At 68.5% G+C, this 17,090-nt stretch carries 15 protein-coding genes; 10 read left to right on the top strand and 5 right to left on the bottom strand.

The window, feature by feature from the left end:
- Nucleotides 1–28 precede the first annotated feature (28 nt).
- From ACP7AI_RS02550 to ACP7AI_RS02535, 4 genes are all read left to right on the top strand, one after another.
- Entirely contained in the window at nucleotides 29–916 is an 888-nt protein-coding gene (locus tag ACP7AI_RS02550) for a dienelactone hydrolase family protein (protein WP_426163735.1), read from the top strand.
- Nucleotides 917–998: 82 nt separating this feature from the next.
- Nucleotides 999–2,423: a hypothetical protein gene (locus ACP7AI_RS02545; protein ID WP_426163732.1), complete on the top strand. Its 1,425-nt coding sequence runs from the start codon at nucleotides 999–1,001 to the stop codon at nucleotides 2,421–2,423.
- Nucleotides 2,423–3,232, top strand: coding sequence for a hypothetical protein (locus ACP7AI_RS02540; RefSeq protein ID WP_426163730.1), 810 nt, complete (start codon nucleotides 2,423–2,425; stop codon nucleotides 3,230–3,232). The genes ACP7AI_RS02545 and ACP7AI_RS02540 overlap by 1 nt, the downstream gene beginning before the upstream one ends.
- A 45-nt stretch (nucleotides 3,233–3,277) precedes the next feature.
- Nucleotides 3,278–3,676 carry a GFA family protein gene (locus ACP7AI_RS02535; RefSeq protein ID WP_426163727.1) on the top strand — a complete coding sequence of 133 codons (399 nt, stop codon included), beginning with the start codon at nucleotides 3,278–3,280 and terminating at the stop codon, nucleotides 3,674–3,676.
- 63 nt (nucleotides 3,677–3,739) lie between these two features.
- Here the strand turns inward: ACP7AI_RS02535 and ACP7AI_RS02530 are convergent, their stop codons facing one another.
- Entirely contained in the window at nucleotides 3,740–4,927 is a 1,188-nt protein-coding gene (locus ACP7AI_RS02530) for an NAD(P)/FAD-dependent oxidoreductase (RefSeq protein ID WP_426163725.1), read from the bottom strand.
- A gap of 91 nt (nucleotides 4,928–5,018) precedes the next feature.
- Between ACP7AI_RS02530 and ACP7AI_RS02525 the strand changes: the two genes are divergently transcribed.
- From ACP7AI_RS02525 to ACP7AI_RS02515, 3 genes are read left to right on the top strand one after another with little or no spacing between them, the layout of a single operon-like run.
- Nucleotides 5,019–6,215 (top strand): M20 metallopeptidase family protein, encoded by a 1,197-nt coding sequence (locus tag ACP7AI_RS02525; RefSeq protein ID WP_426163723.1) that lies wholly within the window; start codon nucleotides 5,019–5,021, stop codon nucleotides 6,213–6,215.
- 22 nt (nucleotides 6,216–6,237) lie between these two features.
- Entirely contained in the window at nucleotides 6,238–6,675 is a 438-nt protein-coding gene (locus ACP7AI_RS02520; protein WP_426163721.1) for a Pvc16 family protein, read from the top strand.
- The gene (locus ACP7AI_RS02515) at nucleotides 6,672–7,532 is read left to right on the top strand and encodes an MBL fold metallo-hydrolase (RefSeq protein ID WP_426163719.1); all 861 of its coding nucleotides are present in this window, start codon (nucleotides 6,672–6,674) and stop codon (nucleotides 7,530–7,532) included. The genes ACP7AI_RS02520 and ACP7AI_RS02515 overlap by 4 nt, the downstream gene beginning before the upstream one ends.
- Here ACP7AI_RS02515 and ACP7AI_RS02510 read toward each other — a convergent pair.
- A complete protein-coding gene (locus ACP7AI_RS02510) occupies nucleotides 7,529–8,938 on the bottom strand; it encodes a helix-turn-helix domain-containing protein (protein WP_426163717.1) in 1,410 nt (469 codons plus the stop codon). The two genes, ACP7AI_RS02515 and ACP7AI_RS02510, sit on opposite strands and share 4 nt — an antisense overlap.
- A gap of 147 nt (nucleotides 8,939–9,085) precedes the next feature.
- Here ACP7AI_RS02510 and ACP7AI_RS02505 point away from each other — a divergent pair, with 147 nt between their 5' ends.
- Nucleotides 9,086–10,681, top strand: coding sequence for an isocitrate lyase (locus ACP7AI_RS02505; RefSeq protein WP_426163715.1), 1,596 nt, complete (start codon nucleotides 9,086–9,088; stop codon nucleotides 10,679–10,681).
- Nucleotides 10,682–10,876: 195 nt separating this feature from the next.
- A complete protein-coding gene (locus ACP7AI_RS02500) occupies nucleotides 10,877–12,217 on the top strand; it encodes an FAD-dependent oxidoreductase (RefSeq protein WP_426163713.1) in 1,341 nt (446 codons plus the stop codon).
- Between the two features lie 3 nt (nucleotides 12,218–12,220).
- Here ACP7AI_RS02500 and ACP7AI_RS02495 read toward each other — a convergent pair whose 3' ends face one another.
- From ACP7AI_RS02495 to ACP7AI_RS02485, 3 genes are read right to left on the bottom strand one after another with little or no spacing between them, the layout of a single operon-like run.
- The gene (locus ACP7AI_RS02495) at nucleotides 12,221–13,747 is read right to left on the bottom strand and encodes a DHA2 family efflux MFS transporter permease subunit (protein WP_426163711.1); all 1,527 of its coding nucleotides are present in this window, start codon (nucleotides 13,745–13,747) and stop codon (nucleotides 12,221–12,223) included.
- Between the two features lie 5 nt (nucleotides 13,748–13,752).
- Nucleotides 13,753–14,898: an HlyD family efflux transporter periplasmic adaptor subunit gene (locus ACP7AI_RS02490; protein ID WP_426163709.1), complete on the bottom strand. Its 1,146-nt coding sequence runs from the start codon at nucleotides 14,896–14,898 to the stop codon at nucleotides 13,753–13,755.
- Nucleotides 14,898–16,322 carry an efflux transporter outer membrane subunit gene (locus ACP7AI_RS02485; protein ID WP_426163707.1) on the bottom strand — a complete coding sequence of 475 codons (1,425 nt, stop codon included), beginning with the start codon at nucleotides 16,320–16,322 and terminating at the stop codon, nucleotides 14,898–14,900. Before ACP7AI_RS02485 ends, ACP7AI_RS02490 begins: the two co-directional genes overlap by 1 nt.
- Before the next feature lie 92 nt (nucleotides 16,323–16,414).
- Between ACP7AI_RS02485 and ACP7AI_RS02480 the strand changes: the two genes are divergently transcribed.
- Complete coding sequence (locus ACP7AI_RS02480; RefSeq protein WP_426163705.1) at nucleotides 16,415–17,044, top strand: TetR/AcrR family transcriptional regulator; 630 nt, start codon at nucleotides 16,415–16,417, stop codon at nucleotides 17,042–17,044.
- Nucleotides 17,045–17,090 lie beyond the last annotated feature (46 nt).

Raw genomic sequence — 17,090 nt, 5'->3', positions numbered from 1 at the left:
GCCGACCCGCGCCCCCAAGGAGTTTTGCATGGCCACGCTCACCCACGACGCCGCGCCGCCCGTCAGCCGCCGCGGCGCCACCGCGCTGATCGCCGCCGGCTATGCCGCCATCGCCGTCGGCGCCGATGCCGCGGCCATCACCACCGACAGCGCCGGCCTCGTCATCGACAGCGTCACCATGCCCAACGGCGCCGCCGGCCTGCCCGCCTATGTCGTCCGCCCGGCGGCTGCGGGCCGCCACCCCGCCGTCATCGTCGTCAACGAGGTCTTCGGCCTCCACGAATACATCAAGGACACCTGCCGGCGCCTCGCCAAGGCCGGTTATGTCGCCATCGCGCCCGAATTCTTCTATCGCAACGACCCCGACCGCAAGCTGGCGCAGACGATGGACTTCCCGTTCATCATGAAGATCGTCGGGGAGGCGACCAATGCCCAGGTCATGGGCGACGTCACCACCACCCTCGGCTGGCTGCAGAAACAGGGCTTTGTCGCTCCCGATCGCCTTGCCATCACCGGTTTCTGCTGGGGCGGCGGCGTCACCTGGATGGCGGCGGCGCAATTTCCGCAGCTGAAGGCCGGCGTCGCCTGGTACGGCCGCCTGGCGCCGCCCAAGACCGCCGCCCCCGGCGCCGAGCAGCGCCGCTATCCGATCGAGGTCGCACCCGATTTGAAGGCGCCGGTCCTCGGCCTCTACGGCGCCCTCGACAAGGGCATCCCGGTCGACGACGTCGCCGCCATGCAGGCGGTGCTGAAGGACGCCGGCGCGCGCAACCCCGCCGCGAAACGCAGCATGATCCGCCTCTACATGGCCGCCGACCATGGTTTCCACGCCGACTATCGCCCCAGCTACAACGAGGCCGACGCCAGGGACGGCTGGGCCCGCATGCTGGCCCACTTCAAGGCCAACGGCGTCTAGCAACGGCACGGTTAATTGACTCTTGCCGTCGAAAACCCGACTGTAACGCGGCTTTACAGCTGGGGAACGGGGCGTTTTCGAGATGCTGGACTATATCCTTGGCGTGATCGCCGAGCATCGCTGGGTGCTCGCCGGGGTCATCCTCACGACCTTCGTGGCGTGGGTGTTCGTTCAGCGCCACCGGCTGTTCTGGGTCACCGACCTCGCCTACACCGTGCCTGTCGTTGGCCGGATCGCCCGCTTTTCGTCGGACTATGCCAAGGCGCACGATGGCTGGCTCAACGTCGAAAAGACGCTGTGCCGCGACTATGCCAAGCACGTCCCCGCCCTGTCGCGCGGCGAGTTCGAGAACCACGCCGAATATCTGCGCAAGACCTATGACCACGGCCGCAAGCCGCTGCCCTTTGCCATCGTCGCACTGCTCGCGGTGCTGATCGGGCTGGAGGCGCTGGGCTTTTCCTATCTGCTCGGCTCACTGATGGCACTGGAAGGGTCCGAAAACACCCGCACACTGCTGATGCTCGCCGTTGTCACCGTGCTGGCCATCGTGCTGCTGTGGCTGACCCATGCCGCAGGCCACCAGCTTTATCGTACAAACCTGCTGCGCAAGCTGTTCCGCGAGCACCAGGTCGACAACAGCCGCGAATTCACCAGTCGCACCGTCAAGCTCAACGAGCCGCAATCGATCGACGATGACCAGCCCGACCATGTCCAGGCCGCCAACCGCATCGCCGCCGGCCCCGGCGATCGCGGCAGCTACAGCATGGTGTGGATCGCGCTGGCCTTCATCCTCGTCGTCGCCATCGGCTCGACGGTGCTGCGCATCGAGACGCTGAACAGCATCGAGCAGGAAGCTGCGGCCCCGGCCGCGTCGATCTTCGGTGCGACCGAAGGCGAAGCCGCCGCGCCCGCCGTCGCCGCCACTCCCGAACCCGGTGCGGAGGCCCGCCACAACGCCGCACTGACCGGTTTCACCCTGCTCGGCGCCATCTTCCTCGTCACCCAGTTCATCGGCATGCGCGTCGGCTATTCCTATGGCTTCGTCGGCCTGCAGAGCGCCGAGGCGCATCGTGCCACCGAAGGCGCCGCCGACTATGCCAGCTACTGGGCGCGCATCCAGGCGATGATCGACATCGCCAATCTGCGCCTGCAGAAACTCCACCAGAAACTCGAGGCCGGTGCCCATCGCCCGCTCGAATTCCACAAGAGCTTCGTCGATTTCCTGCGCGAGGAGCGCGGCCGCTCCGGCGACCATCTGCTCGATCCCGCAGACCCCGGCACCGGCGGCCCCGGTGGCCGCGGCCGCCCGACGCTGGTGCCCAACGCCACCGAAGCCGTCGATCGCGCGGTGGAGGCGCTCGACAAGGCGCCGACCAGCGCCGCCAAGCTGGAAACCCTGGAAGGACTCGACGCGCACATGCAGGACCTGGTCGAGGAACGCCTGCGCGCCCGCGCCGCCGCCGGTCGCCGCGAACAGCTGCGTACGCGCTTCGCCGGGCTGTATTGATGCGCCGCCTGCTGCTTGGTGCCGCCCTGCTTGCCACCCCCGCACTCGCGGCCGAAAACGCCGTGCCCAGCTGTTATCGCGCCATCCCGATCGGCGTCGCCGCGCCGGCGCCGCAGCGTGACGTCTTTGTCTTCATCGACCAGACGACGCCGCTGCCGGCCGACATCAAGACCGCCGTCGACGACAATGTCCGCCGCCTGGTTCGCCCCGGCACGCGCTTCACCATCGCTTCCTTCTCGGCCTTCGCCCAGGGCCGCGCCACCACCGTCCAGTCTTCCGGCACCGTCGAAACCGGCATCGCGCCGCAGCGCCGCGGCGATGTGTCGGTGGCCCTGCTCAAGAAATTCGACACCTGCCTCGCCCAACAGGCCCCCTATGCCGGCCGCCTCGCCGTCGCCACCGTCGACAAGGCTATCGCCGGCGCCAGCAACGACCTTGCCAAGTCCGACGTGCTGGCCAGCCTGTCGCAACTGTCGGTCCGGGTCGCGGCGTCGCGAGCCCGCGACAAGACCGTGATCATCGTCTCCGACATGATCGAAAACAGCGGCGTCACCAGCTTTTACGCCCGGAAAAAGCTGCGCCGCATCGACCCCCAGGTCGAGCTCGACAAGGTCGCCAAGGCCGAAGTCGGCGGCAATTTCGGCGGCGCCCGCATCTATGTCATCGGCGGCGCCCTGCTCCCCGACAACGGCTATCGCGCCGAACCCGAGCTGAAGGCTCTGGAACGTTTCTGGGACGCCTGGTTCCGCGGTTCACAGGCAAAACTCGTCGAGTTCGGCCGCCCCAATCTGGTCAACCCGATCGATTGACGACCGGCTTGCCGCGGGCGTGCCCGGCCCCATAGACTGCGCGTGATGAGCATCCGGACCGCCACCTGTCGCTGCGGGCAGCTCAGCGCCACCTGCACCGGCGAGCCCGTGCGTGTCTCTGTCTGCCACTGCCGCAATTGCCAGCGACGCAGCGGCAGCGCCTTTTCCCTGCAGGCGCGCTGGCCCGATGCACAGGTCGAACTCGCCGGCAGTTTCCGGGAATGGCAGCATCTGGGCGACAGCGGATCGTGCGCAACCTTCCGCTTCTGCCCCGAATGCGGGTCGACCCTGGTCTATGCCAGCACGGGCCTGCCGGGCCTCACCGCCGTCGCGGTCGGCGGTTTCGCCGATCCCTCGTTCCCGCCGCCGCATTACTCGGTCTATGAATCGCGAAAACACGGCTGGGTCGCCATCACGGGCGACGCCATCGAGCATTTCGACTGACGCCGTCGCGGCTATGCCGCGCAATCGTTATCGGCGGCTATGCCGCGCAATCGTCATCACCGGCTATCCCGCCGCGATCGCCGTCCCCGCCGCCCAGCCGCTCGCCCAGGCCCATTGGAAGTTGTAGCCGCCGAGCCAGCCCGTCACGTCCACCGCCTCCCCGATGGCATACAGCCCCGGCACCTTCCGCGCCTCCAGCGTGCGTGACGATAGCCCATCGGTAGCGATGCCGCCGACCGTCACTTCGGCCTTGGCGAACCCCTCGGTACCGTTGGGCAGGAACTGCCAGTCCGCCAGCAGCCGCTCGATGTCGCCCAATCGGGCATCGGTGATGCTGTTGAGATCACCATACAGACCGATACGTTGCCACAGCATGTCGGCCAGCCGGTCGGGCAGCACCGCCGCCAGCGCCACCTTCAGGAAACTGCGCGGCCGCTGCCGCTTCATCTCGACGAGCCAGCCGGGACGGTGATCGGGCAGGAAGTTGATCGCAATCGGCTGCCCGTGCCGCCAATAGCTCGAAATCTGCAGGATCGACGGCCCCGACAGGCCGCGATGGGTGAACAGCGCCGCCTCGCGGAACGCCGTCCTGCCGCATTTCGCCACCACGTCCGCTGCAACGCCGGAGATGTCGCGAAACAGCGTCTCGTCACCACCCAGCGTCAACGGCACCAGCGCCGGCCGCGGTTCGACGATCGACAGCCCGAACTGCCGCGCCAGGCCATAGGCATAATCGGTCGCCCCCATCTTGGGGATCGACGGCCCGCCGGTGGCGATGACCAGCGCCGGCGCCGTCGCCACGCGGTCGCCATAGGTCACGGTGAACCGGCCATCGGCATGCGTCACCGCGCCGATGCCGTGCCCGAGGCTGATCGCCACCCCGCCGGCGGCGCATTCATCGAGCAGCATCGCGACGATCTGCTTCGCACTCCCGTCGCAGAACAGCTGGCCCAGCGTCTTTTCATGATAGGCAATGCCGTACTTCTCGACGAGCGTCACGAAGTCGGCGGCCGTGTAGCGACCCATGGCACTCTTCGCGAAATGCGGATTGGCCGAGATATAGCGTTCCGGCACCGCGCCCAGATTGGTGAAATTGCACCGCCCGCCGCCCGAAATCAGGATCTTCTTGCCGACTTCATCGGCATGATCGACGACAAGGACGCGCTTGCCGCCCTGCCCCGCCACCGCGGCGCACATCAGCCCGGCCCCGCCGCCACCAAGGACGATCGCGTCATATTCCTGTGTCTGCATCGGGGCGGCGTGTCGCAACGGGGTGGAAAGTGCAAGCCCGAGTTGTCGGGGCAACGCGCCCGCTCTAGCATCGCCTTCAAGGAGTCTCCCCATGAAGATCGACTGGAACGCCGACGCGCTGGCCGTACTGCCCGACCTCGTCGCGCTGCGCCGCGCCATCCATGCCGAGCCCGAACTGGGTCTGCACAATCCCCGCACCACCGCCAAGATCCGCGACGCCCTCGCCGGCCTGCCGCTGACCATCACCGAAGGGCCGAGCACCACCGGCCTCATCGCCACCCTCGCCGGCCCGCAGAACGGTCGCACCGTGCTGCTGCGCGGCGACACCGACGCGCTGCCGCTGCACGAGGACACCGGCCTCGATTTCAGCTCCGCCACCCCTGGCGCCATGCACGCCTGCGGCCATGACAGCCATGTGGCGATGCTGGTCGGCGCGGCCAAACTGCTCTGTGCCCGGCGCGAGCAGCTCGCCGGCACCGTTCAGTTCATGTTCCAGCCCGGCGAGGAGGGCCACCACGGCGCCCGCTTCATGCTCGACGACGGCCTCATCGACCCGCTGCCCGATGCCGCCTTCGCGCTTCACGTCATGCCCAATGCCCCGCACGGGGTCTTCGGCGGCCGGCCCGGGCCCCTGCTTGCCGCCACCGATCGCCTGCATGTCACCATTACCGGCCGCGGCGGCCATGCCTCGATGCCCCATGACGCGCTCGACCCGGTGCCGATCGCCTGCGAGATCGTCGGCGCGATCCAGAGCTTCGTCACCCGCCGCGTCTCGGTTTTCGACCCCGCCGTCGTCACCATCGGCAAGATCGAGGCCGGCACCACCGACAACATCATTCCCGAGACGGCGAAAATGCTGGGCACCATCCGCACGCTCAGCGCCCGGACGCGTGCCGACGTCGCCGTGGGCCTCGAGCGCCTGGTCACCGGTATCGCCGCCGCCCATGGCGCGACGGCGCAGGTCCGCATCGAACAGGGTTTTCCGGTGACGATTTGCGACGCCCGCGCCGTCGCGCTCGGCCAGCGCGTGATCGAGGATGTGTTCGGCGCCGATGCCTGGCGCACCATGGCCAGCCCGGTGATGGGCGGCGAAGATTTCGCCTATGTCCTCGAAAAGGCTTCCGGCGCGATGTTCTTCCTCGGCGCCTCGCACGAAGGCAGCGACTGGACGGCGTGCTGCGGGCTGCACAGCAACCGCATGATGCTCGATGAAAAGGTCATGGCGCGCGGCGCCGCCGCCCATGCCGCCATCGCCGAACGCTTCCTCGGCGGCGGTTTCGACGGGTGAGCGGCAGCCCGAAGTCTGTCGCATGAGCGATAGCCGCGCCATCGCCGCCATCACTGCCGCACTCACCGCCCTGCTGCTGCCGATCGGCCCCGGCGTCGCGCCGACCCTGTACCGGGTGACGCCGAGCAGCCGGGCCCGCAACGCGCTGCCGCGGGCCGGCACCGCGCTGTCACGCGGCACCGCCGTCGATCTCCACTACATGATCACCGGCGCCGGCGACATCGGCCTGCAGCTGGGTGCCGCCATCACGGCGCTGGCCGCATCGCCGCTGCTCGACGGCACCGCAATCGACCGCCATGTCGTCGATCGCGGCCTCCACGGCGCCATTGCCGCCGACGAGCATGTCCAGCTGGCCGCGGAAATACTGACGCTCGAGGAGACCGCCCTCCTGTGGCAGGCGCTTGGCCAACCGCTGCAACCGGCGCTGTTCTATCTGGTCGGACCGTTGACGCTGGCATGATCGGGCTGGCCATCGCCCTGGTCCTGCTGGCGCCGCCGCCGAAACCGCTGTTCCGGCCCTGGATGGACGCCACGACAGCCGAGCCGCGGGTGCAGGTCCAGCGCATCGACGCCGACACCTTCGTCATCCGCCAGTCGATCGCCACCAATTTCGAAGGCCCGTTCCTCTACCTGCTGTTCGGCCGCGACCGCGCCCTGCTGCTCGACAGCGGCGCCGGCGGGCTGACGATCCGCCCCACGATCGACGCGCTCATCGCCGGCTGGGCCGCCGCCCACCACCGCGCGGGCATCCCGCTTGTCGTCGCGCACAGCCACGGCCATGGCGACCACCATCAGGGCGACGCCGAATTCGCCGGCCGACCCGACACGCAGGTCGTCGGCCTGTCCCCGGCAGCGGTCGCCAAGTTCTTCGGCATCGTCGCCTGGCCCGACACCATCGCCCCATACGACCTCGGCGGCCGCACGCTCGACATCATCCCGACCCCCGGCCACCAGGACGCGCACATCATGGTCCATGATCGCCGCACCCGCCTGCTGCTCTCGGGCGACATGCTCTACCCGGGAAGGCTGTACGTGCCCGAGAACCATTTCGCCGAATTTCGCGCCAGCGCCGACCGCCTCGTCGATTTTGCGCACACGCATCCGATACACCGGCTGCTCGGCGCGCATATCGAGATGACCGCGACGCCCGCCCAGGACTATGCCCGCGAGGCCCCCAACCACCCCGGCGAACACAGGCTCGAGATGCTGCCAAGCGCCATCTTCGACCTGCAGAAGGCTGTGGCGGCGATGGGGGACACGCCGGTGCGCAGGCTCCTGCCGGACTTCATCATCACCCCGGTGCCACCCCGGCCCTAGACATCGGAAAACCCGAACGGCGCACTCGCCCGGCGGAAGTCGTCAGGCAACACCGGGCGGCCCAGCGGCGGCGCCGAGCGTGCGGTGCACTTCGGCCGATGGCACAAATGGCAGGCGACCCCGATCGTCGTCGCCGTCTCCGGCCCCGGGCTCGCGGGATCCTGGGTATAGACCAGCCGCCCGGCGTGTTCGGCGGCACAGCCCAGCGCAATCGCACGCTCGACGCGCAGCGAGCCATAGGCACCGCCACCCGCCGTCACTGTCCGTGATATCGAGAAGAACCGCTGGCCGTCGGGAAGCTCCAGCCATTGCGTGACGATCTCGCGCGGCCGGCGAAACACCTGGTGCACCGACCACAAAGGACAACCGCCGCCGTGGCGGGCGAAGGGGAAGCCGGCACCATCCAGACGCTTGGACACATTGCCGGCCTGGTCGACCCGGATGAAAAAGAACGGCACCCGCTCGTCGCCGGGCTTTTGCAGCGTCGTCAGCCGATGCGCCGTCTGCTCGAAACTGGCGCCGAACTGCCGCGCCAGTTTCTCGACGTCATAGCGCCGCGACTCCGCCGCCTGCGCAAAGGCGGTATAGGGCATCAGCACCGCGGCCGCTGCGTAGCTGGCGAGCGCCTTGTGCGCCAGGCGACCGCCGCTTTCGGTGGCAAAGCCGCCGCGGCCCAGCTCGGCATCGATCTCGCCGCGCATCTCGAGATAGGCGAGCTGCACCGCCAGTTGGAATGTCTGGCTGGCGGTGTCGAGCGTCTCGTCGAGCAGCACCTGGTCGCGGTGCCGGTCATAGCGGCGCATCGCACCGCCCATGACGTCCGACGGCAACCGCCGCACCCGCAGCCGGTGACGAGCCTTGAGATACGCCGCCAGCCCCCCGGCCTCCGCCACCGCCGCCGCCAGCCGTTCCCCGGCATCGTCGAGGCTGGCGAAATTGTTGCGCCGCGCCGCCAGGAAGCGCCGCGCCTCCGCCACCGGGTCCGACGCATCGGGGGCATTGTCGCGGGTTTCGGCGCCCCGGTCAGCAAGCGCCAGATGTTCCTCGCGATAGGCGGTGTAGAGGCGCAACAGTGTCTCTGTAACGCCCGGAAAGCCGGTGACGACATCGGCCAGCTCCAGCGCCGGCACGTCGATGTCGCCGAACATCGGGTCCTTCAGCAGCGCCTGCAACCGTGCCGTCTGTTCGCCGCCAGCATCATGCGCCAGATCGGCCATGTCGATCTTGTAGATGCGCGCCAGCCGCAGCAGCATGTCGGCGGTCAACGGCCGCTGGTTGCGTTCGAGCAGCGCGACATAGGACGACGAAATCTCGAGGTCGGTCGCCATGTTGGCCTGGGTCAGCCCGAGGTCGCGGCGCAGCCGGCGCAGGCGCGGCCCCATATAGACGGGACGTTCGTTGGACACGGCTCGACTCCTGCGTGCTGTGCAGTCCTTACAACATTACAACGAATGCCTGTAAAGTCTTACAGCTGAACTGCGAAGCCGCTTCCTGCACCAAAGAGACGCGCCTACGCCGCGTCGCAACACGAATGTCATATAGGGCGGTGAACCATGTCGTATCAGGACCACATCAACCAGGTCAGCACGCTCATCGGCAAGCAGAAGGGCACTTGGGACGGCATCAGCGCCGAATCCGTCGCCCGCATGCGCCTGCAGAACCGTTTCCAGAACGGCCTCGAGATTGCCAAATACACCGCCGCGATCATGCGCCGCGACATGGCCGCCTATGATGCCGACCCGGCGAACTACACCCAGTCGCTCGGCTGCTGGCACGGCTTCATCGGCCAGCAGAAGATGATTTCCATCAAGAAGCATTTCGGCTCGACCGAGCGTCGGTACCTGTACCTGTCGGGCTGGATGGTCGCCGCGCTGCGCAGCGAATTCGGCCCGCTGCCCGACCAGTCGATGCACGAAAAGACCAGCGTTCCGGCGCTGATCGAGGAGCTTTACACCTTCCTGCGACAGGCCGATGCTCGCGAGCTGGGCATGATGTTCCGCGACATCGACGCGGCCCGCGCCGCCGGTGACGTGATGCGCGAAAAGCAGCTGCTGGCCGCGGTCGACAACTATCAGACCCACGTCGTGCCGATCATCGCCGACATCGATGCAGGCTTCGGAAACGCCGAGGCGACGTACCTTCTCGCCAAGAAGATGATCGAGGCCGGCGCCTGCGCGCTGCAGATCGAGAACCAGGTTTCCGACGAAAAGCAATGCGGCCATCAGGACGGCAAGGTCACCGTTCCGCACGAGGACTTCCTCGCCAAGGTCCGCGCTTGCCGCTACGCCTTCCTCGAGCTGGGTATCGATGACGGCATCATCGTCACCCGCACCGACTCGCTCGGCGCCGGCCTGACCAAGCAGATCGCCGTGTCGAAGGAGCCGGGCGACATCGGCGACCAGTACAACAGCTTCCTCGATTGCGAGGAGATCGACCCCGCGACAGCCCGCAACGGCGATGTCATCCTCAATCGCGACGGCAAGCTGCTGCGGCCGAAGCGCCTGCCGTCGAACCTGTTCCAGTTCCGCGCCGGTTCCGGCGAGGACCGCTGCGTGCTCGATTGCATAACCAGCCTGCAGAACGGCGCCGACCTGCTGTGGATCGAAACCGAAAAGCCGCACATTGAGCAGATCGCCGGCATGGTCGACCGCATCCGCGAGGTTATTCCCAATGCCAAGCTGGTCTACAACAACTCGCCCAGCTTCAACTGGACGCTGAACTTCCGCCAGCAGGTCTATGACGCCTGGGTCGCCGCCGGCAAGGACGTCAGCGCCTTCGACCGCGCCCGGTTGATGAGCGTTGATTATGACGCCACCGACCTCGCCGTCGAAGCCGATGAGCGCATCCGCACCTTCCAGCGCGACGCCGCCGCCCGGGCCGGCATCTTCCACCACCTGATCACCCTGCCGACCTATCACACCGCGGCGCTGTCGACCGACAACCTCGCCAAGGAATATTTCGGCACCGAAGGCATGCTGGGCTACGTCAAGAACGTCCAGCGCGCCGAGATCCGCCAGGGCATCGCCTGTGTGAAGCACCAGAACATGTCGGGTTCGGACATCGGCGACGACCACAAGGAGTATTTCGCAGGCGAGGCGGCGCTCAAGGCCGGTGGCGCGCACAACACGATGAATCAGTTCGCGGCGTAGCGCCGCGCGCGCGTAGCCGGCGGCTACGCGCCGACAGGCGCAAGCCCGGCCGGCGGGGCGGCGGCGTTCCGCCGCCGAACCCGTCCGACGCCAGCATGGGCTTTGCTCATGCCCTCGCCGCCTCCCCAGCCGCCCACTTTACGCAACCCTGCCGACGGTCGATAAAACCCCACCCGACCCGACCGCAGGCCCACCATGCAGCTCTATGAATACACCGTCCCCGTCGTGATCGTCGGCGGCGGCGCCTCCGGCACGGTCGCGGCCCTCGCCGCCCGCGAAGCCGGCGCCGAGGTCCTGCTCATCGAACAGGACGCCCGCGCCGCCGGCACCACATCGATGTCGCAAGGGTTGATGTGCGCCGCCGGCACCGCCCAGCAACGTGCACTCGGCATCGAAGACAGCGCCGACACACTGTTCGCCGACATCATGGCCAAGACCCGCGGCCAGGCCGACCCGGTCATCGCCCGCGCCATCGCCGACGGCTCCGGCCCCTGCTGCGAATGGCTTACCGAGACCATCGGCTATCCCTTCGCGCTCGATACCGGCTTTCGCGCCGTCTATGGCCACAGCCGCCAGCGCATGCACGGCTGGCCCGGCCATGGCGGCGACGACATGGTGCAATTGCTCCACCAGCGCCTGGCGGAACGCGGCGTCGACGTGCTTCTGCAGGCGCGGCTCGTCGACATCCATGCCGATGGCGACCGGGTCACCGGCATCACCGTCGAACGCCCCGATGGCAGCCGCGAGCCCATCGGCTGCGGCGCGCTGGTCCTCGCCTCCGGTGGTTTCGCAGCCAATCACGACATGGTCGCCAAACACATGCCCGAGGCGGCCACCGCCTGCCACAACGGTCATGAGGGCAATCGCGGCGACGGCATCCGCCTCGGCGCGGCACTCGGCGCGGCGCTGGGCGACATGGGCAGCTACCAGGGCTATGCGATGCTCGCCGATCCCCACGGCATCACCGTGCCGCCGGGCACCCTCGTCGAAGGCGGCGTGCTGGTGAACCGCGACGGCCGCCGCTTCGTCGATGAAACCGCCGATATCGCCGGCATGGTCCACCCGGTCATGGCGCAGCCGGACGGCATCGCCTGGGTGGTCTTCGACGCCCGCATCGAAGAGCTTTGTGCCTATACGCTCGAAGTCCAGGCGCTGCGCGATACCGGCGCGATCCGCATCGCCGGCGATGCCGCCGCGCTCGCCGCGATCATCGGTGCCGACGCCGCCACCGTCGCGGCGACGCTGACCGCCACCAGCCCCGACCCCTTCGGCCGCGACTGGCAGACCCCGCCGCTGCCGCCCTATCACGCCGTCAAGGTCGGCGGCGCCATCTACCATACGCAGGGCGGCCTGCAGATCGACGCCGATGCCCGGGTGCTGCGCGACGATGGCAGCGGCTTTGCCAACCTGTTCGCCGCCGGCGGCGCGGCGCGCGGCGTGTCGGGGCCCTCCTATTGGGGTTATCTGCCGGCGATGGGCCTCGGCTCGGCAATCACGCTCGGCCGCATCGCGGGGCGATCGGCGGCTCTTGTCTGAGGGTCAATGCGCCGGGGTGTCGGTCATCACCCTGGGCCGCGGCGCCAGCCATATGAAAAACCCTGTCAGCAGGAACATGAAGCCGGTGACCATGAACACCCGGTCGGTCGCCAGCATTACCGCCTGCATCTGCACCATGGCATCGAGCTGGGCCAGCGCCTGGCCGGCGGTCAGCCCCTGGGCCACCAGCGCGTCGATCTGCGCCTGCGCGTTGTTCAGCGCGCCGGCAAGGTTGTCACGGGCGTTGCTGGTCGATGTGTCCCAATAGGTCGTCGAGATCGACGCGGCAAAGGCCGCCGCCGTCGTCCGCATGAAATTCGACAGCCCGGCCGCGGCCGCGGTTTCCTGCGGCTCCACGGCGCCCAGCGCGATGCGGGTGGTCGGCACGAAGAAGAACGGCACCCCGATACCGAGCACCACGGCGGGCAGGAAAATGTGCCAGAAATCGATGCTGGTGGTGAAATCGGCGCGCCAGAAGGTGACCATGGCGAACCAGATGATGCCCCCCGACGTCAATATGCGCGGATCGACCTTGCCGACCAGCTGCGCCGCCACCGGCGACATGATGATGGCGAGGAACCCGCCCGCCGTCGCATAGCCGGCCCAGGTCGCGGTATAGCCCATGCTGGTCTGCAGCCAGAGCGGGATGAGGATGATGCTGGCGAAATAGGCGCCGAACGTCAGCGACAGCGTCACCGCGCCGACGGCAAAGCCCCGGTGCCGGAAGATGCGGAGGTTGACGATGGGATCCTCGGCGGTCAGCTCCCAGATCAAAAACGCGATGAAGCCGACAACCGCGATCAGCGCCAGCACGACGATCACCGGGGAGCCGAACCAGTCGAGTTCCTTGCCCTTGTCGAGCATGATCTGCATGGCGCCGACGAACAGCACCAGCAGCGACAGGCCGATATAGTCCACCGGCCGGCGCGCCACCGGCGTCTCGCGGCTGCGGAAGGTGCGCCACGAGAAAAAGGCGCAGGTCACCGCGACCGGCACGTTGATGAAGAATATCCACGACCAGTGGAAATTGTCCGAAATCATGCCGCCGAGGATCGGCCCCGCCACCGGCGCTACGACGGTCGTCATCGCCCATAGCCCGATCGCCATGCCTGCTTTTTCGGGCGGGAACACCCGCAGCAGCAGCGCCTGGGACAGCGGGATCATCGGGCCGCCGCACACCCCTTGCGCAACGCGGAACGCCACCAACACGCCCAATGATGGCGCGATGCCGCACAAAAACGAAAACAGCGCAAAGCCCGCCATGGCGACACAGAACACCCGCACCGTGCCGAACCGCATCGCCAGCCAGCCGGTCAGCGGTACGGTGATCGCCTCCGCCACCGAATAGGAGGTGATGACCCAGGTGCCCTGCGACGGCGACACCGCCAGCGCGCCCGAGATCGACGGCACCGAGACGTTGGCGATGGTGGTATCGAGCACCACCATGAAGTTGGCGAGCGCCAGCAAGGCGCCCGCGCCGATCAGCGCGCGGCCCTGCATGGGGCCCAATGTGACGGGGGCGCTCGCCATCGCCGTCAGTTGGCGCCGGAAATGTCGATGTCGGCTTCCATCGACAGGCCGATGCGCAAGGGGTGCGCGCGCAATTCCTCGGGCTTCAGCGTGATCCGCACCGGCAGGCGCTGCACCACCTTGATCCAATTGCCGGTGGCATTCTGCGCCGGGATTAGCGCGAACGCCGCGCCGGTGCCGCCGGCCAGCCCGGTCACCGTGCCGTGATAGACGACATCGCCGCCATACAGGTCCGACGTCAGCGTCACCGGCTGGCCGATGCGGACCTTCTGCAGCTGGCTTTCCTTGAAATTGGCGTCGACGAAAGCGGTTTCCACCGGCACGATCGTCATCAGCGGCGTCCCCGGCGCGACGCGCTGGCCAACCTGAACCGATTTGCGGGCGACCACCCCGGCGATCGGCGCCCGGATAACAGTACGGTCGAGATCGAGCCGGGCCCGCGTTACCGCCGCCGCTGCCGCCCGCACCTCGGGATTCTGCGCTGCGCTGCTGCCGCTGATCAGCGCCGTGGCCACCGCCTGGCTGCCTTGTGCCGCCGTCACCTGCGCCACCGCCTGCGCACGCGCCGCCCGCGCCGTCGCCAGCGCCGCCACTGCCGCAGCCTGACGGTTGCGTACCGATGTCAATTCCTCGCCCGACACCGCGCCCGACGCCGCCAGCGCCTGGCGGCGATCGAGATCGATCCGCGCCTTGGCGAGATCGGACTCGGCGCTTTCGACCCGCGCCGCCGCAGCCGCGATATCCGCGCCGCGTGCCGTCACCTGCGCCGCGAGCGCGCGATCGTTGGCATAATAGCCCGACACCCGCCGCCGCGCGCTGGCCAGCTGCGCCTCGGCCTGGTCGAGCGCCACCCGCGCATCGGCCGGATCGAGTTCGACGAGCACGTCGCCGGCCTTGACCGTCTGGGTTTCCATCACCCGCACCCGCAATACAGCCGCAGCCGTCAGCGGCGCCACCTGGGCGCTGTCGGCGCCGACATAGGCGTTGTCGGTGGTGACGTTGTTGCGGCCGATCAGGAACCAGTAAAGGCCGTAGCCGATCGCGCCGACCAGAATGACCAGCCCCAGGATCGTGAACAGGCGCTTGCGCACCGCGCCCTTGGTCCGCCTCGGCTGCATATCGACTGTCATGATCGGGTCGGCATCGGCCATCACGGCACCTCGTTTCGGGCAATTGTGGCGGGCGCGACATAGCCGCCGCCCAGAGCGCGCACCAGGGCAACGTCGAGCGTGAACGCCCGCGCCTGCAGGTCGGCAAGCAGCCGGCGGCGCTGCAGCACATTGTCCTCGGCGATCAGCACCGACTGGTAATCGGCGAGGCCGCCGGTGTAGCGCAGCCGGGCGATGCGGTTGGCCTCCTCCTGCGCTGCCAATGCAGCGCGGGCATCCGTCAGGCGGCCGGCGAGCGCGCGAGAACTCGTCGCCGCATCGGCGACATCCTGCAGCGCCTGGACCAGCGCCCCGTCATACTGCGCCACCGCCAGCGCATAATCGGCCTCGGCCCCGCGCAGATTGGCCTTGCGGCGGCCGCCGTCGAAGATCGGCAGCCGGATGGCGGGGCCGACCTGGCCGATATCGGAGCCGCCGATAACGAGATTGGACAGCCCCAGCGACTGGACGCCGATGAAGGCGGCGAGATTGATATTGGGGTAGAAATCGGCGCGCGCCACGCCGATGCGCCGCGCCGCCGCCTCCACCCGCCAGCGTGCCGCGACGATCTCGGGCTTGCGGCCGATCAGGTCGGCGCCGAGCTGCGCCGGCACGCCGACGGCCGTGAGCCGCACCACCGCCGGCGGCGTGATGGCCCGGCCGCGACCGGGGCCGGCGCCGAGCAGCGCGGCCAGTGCATTGCGGGTCAGCGCCAGGCTCTCGTCGATGCCGCCCAGCACCTCGCGCGCCGCCGCCACCCCGGCCAGCGCCGATTGCTCCTCGCCCTGGGTGTCGAGCCCCTCGCGGACGCGCCGCCGCACCAGCCCCAGCGTCTGTTCGCGCAAGCCGATCGAGGCAACCGCCACGTCGCGGTCCGCCGTCTGTTGCGCCAGCCGGGCATAGGTCGTCGCCACCGACGTCGCCAGCATCAGCGCCGCCGACGCACGATCGGCCTCGGCAGCGCGCAGGTCCGACGTGGCGGCGCGGACGGCGGACCGGTTGCGGCCCCAGAAATCCAGCTCATAGCCGAAATCGAGCGCGGCGCGGCCGGTGTCGTTGTAGCCACGCGGCACGAACTCGGCCGGTATGCCGTTGTTATAGCTCTGCTTGTTCAGCGCCACCGCGCCATTGGCGTCCAGCGATGGCAGCGTCGCCGCGCGCGCCTGGCCGATCTGCGCCGCCGCCCGGTGCAGCCGCGCGTCGGCCGCGGCGATATCGGGGCTGCCGGCCAGCGCCTCGGCGATCAGCGCGTCGAGCTGCGGATCGCCATAGCTGCGCCACCAGCCCTGCCCCGGCCAGGCCGCCGCCACGCCGCTCAGGCTGGCGACGCCCAGTGTCTCGGGCGCACGCGGCTGCCGTCCGGCGTCGAGCGAAGGCGCGACACAGGCCGACAGCAACAGCAGCGCTAAAAGCAGCAGACGGCGCATCGATTCGAATCCAGTTGACCGTACCGTACGGTCAGTGCCATTTAGGCCTGCGTGTTCCGCCGGTCAACGCCAGCTTTGGATACCGTTTTGTAATGATCGCCCCAGCCCCGAAACCCCGACCCGCCGCCGCCCAGCGCCGCGAGGCCATCCTGCTGGTCGCACAGGAGGTCTTCCTCGAACACGGCTTCGAAGGCGCCTCGATGTCGCAGGTCGCGGCGCGGCTCGGCGGGTCAAAGGGCACGCTCTACAGCTATTTCGACAGCAAGGAGGCGCTGTTCGAAGCGCTGGTCGCCGACAGCTGTGCGCGCAACGCCGATGCAATGTTCGCGGTCGCCGACGATGCCGACATCGAGGCGCGGTTGCTCGGCTTTGCCCGCGGCTATATCCGCCTCGTCAACTCCGACTGGGCGATCCGCATGTTCCAGGCCGTAGCAGCCGAGGCCCGGCGCCGGCCCGAAATCGGCCGCCTGTTTTTCGACGCCGGCCCCGGCAACGCGCTGGCCCGGCTGGCGGCCTGGATCGCCGCCGCTGCTGCCGCCGGCGAAATCGCCGTGACCGATCCACAGGCATCGGCCGAGGACTTCGCCTCCCTGTGCCGCGGCTCGCTGCACCTGAAGCGCATGCTGGCGCTGGCGCCGGAACCCGATGCCGCCCGCATCGACAGCCTGGCGAACCACGCGGTGACACAGTTCCTGCACCTGCACGCCGCGGGGCACCACTAAAAAGACCATTTGCGGACACGTTCGCTATGGTATGGAGCCCGTGCGG

It is taken from the genome of Sandarakinorhabdus sp. DWP1-3-1, from assembly GCF_049896705.1.
Taxonomy (GTDB): Bacteria; Pseudomonadota; Alphaproteobacteria; order Sphingomonadales; family Sphingomonadaceae; genus Sandarakinorhabdus.
The sequence above is the reverse complement of the archived record's forward strand: the minus strand, read 5'-3'. Positions and strand labels throughout refer to the sequence as shown.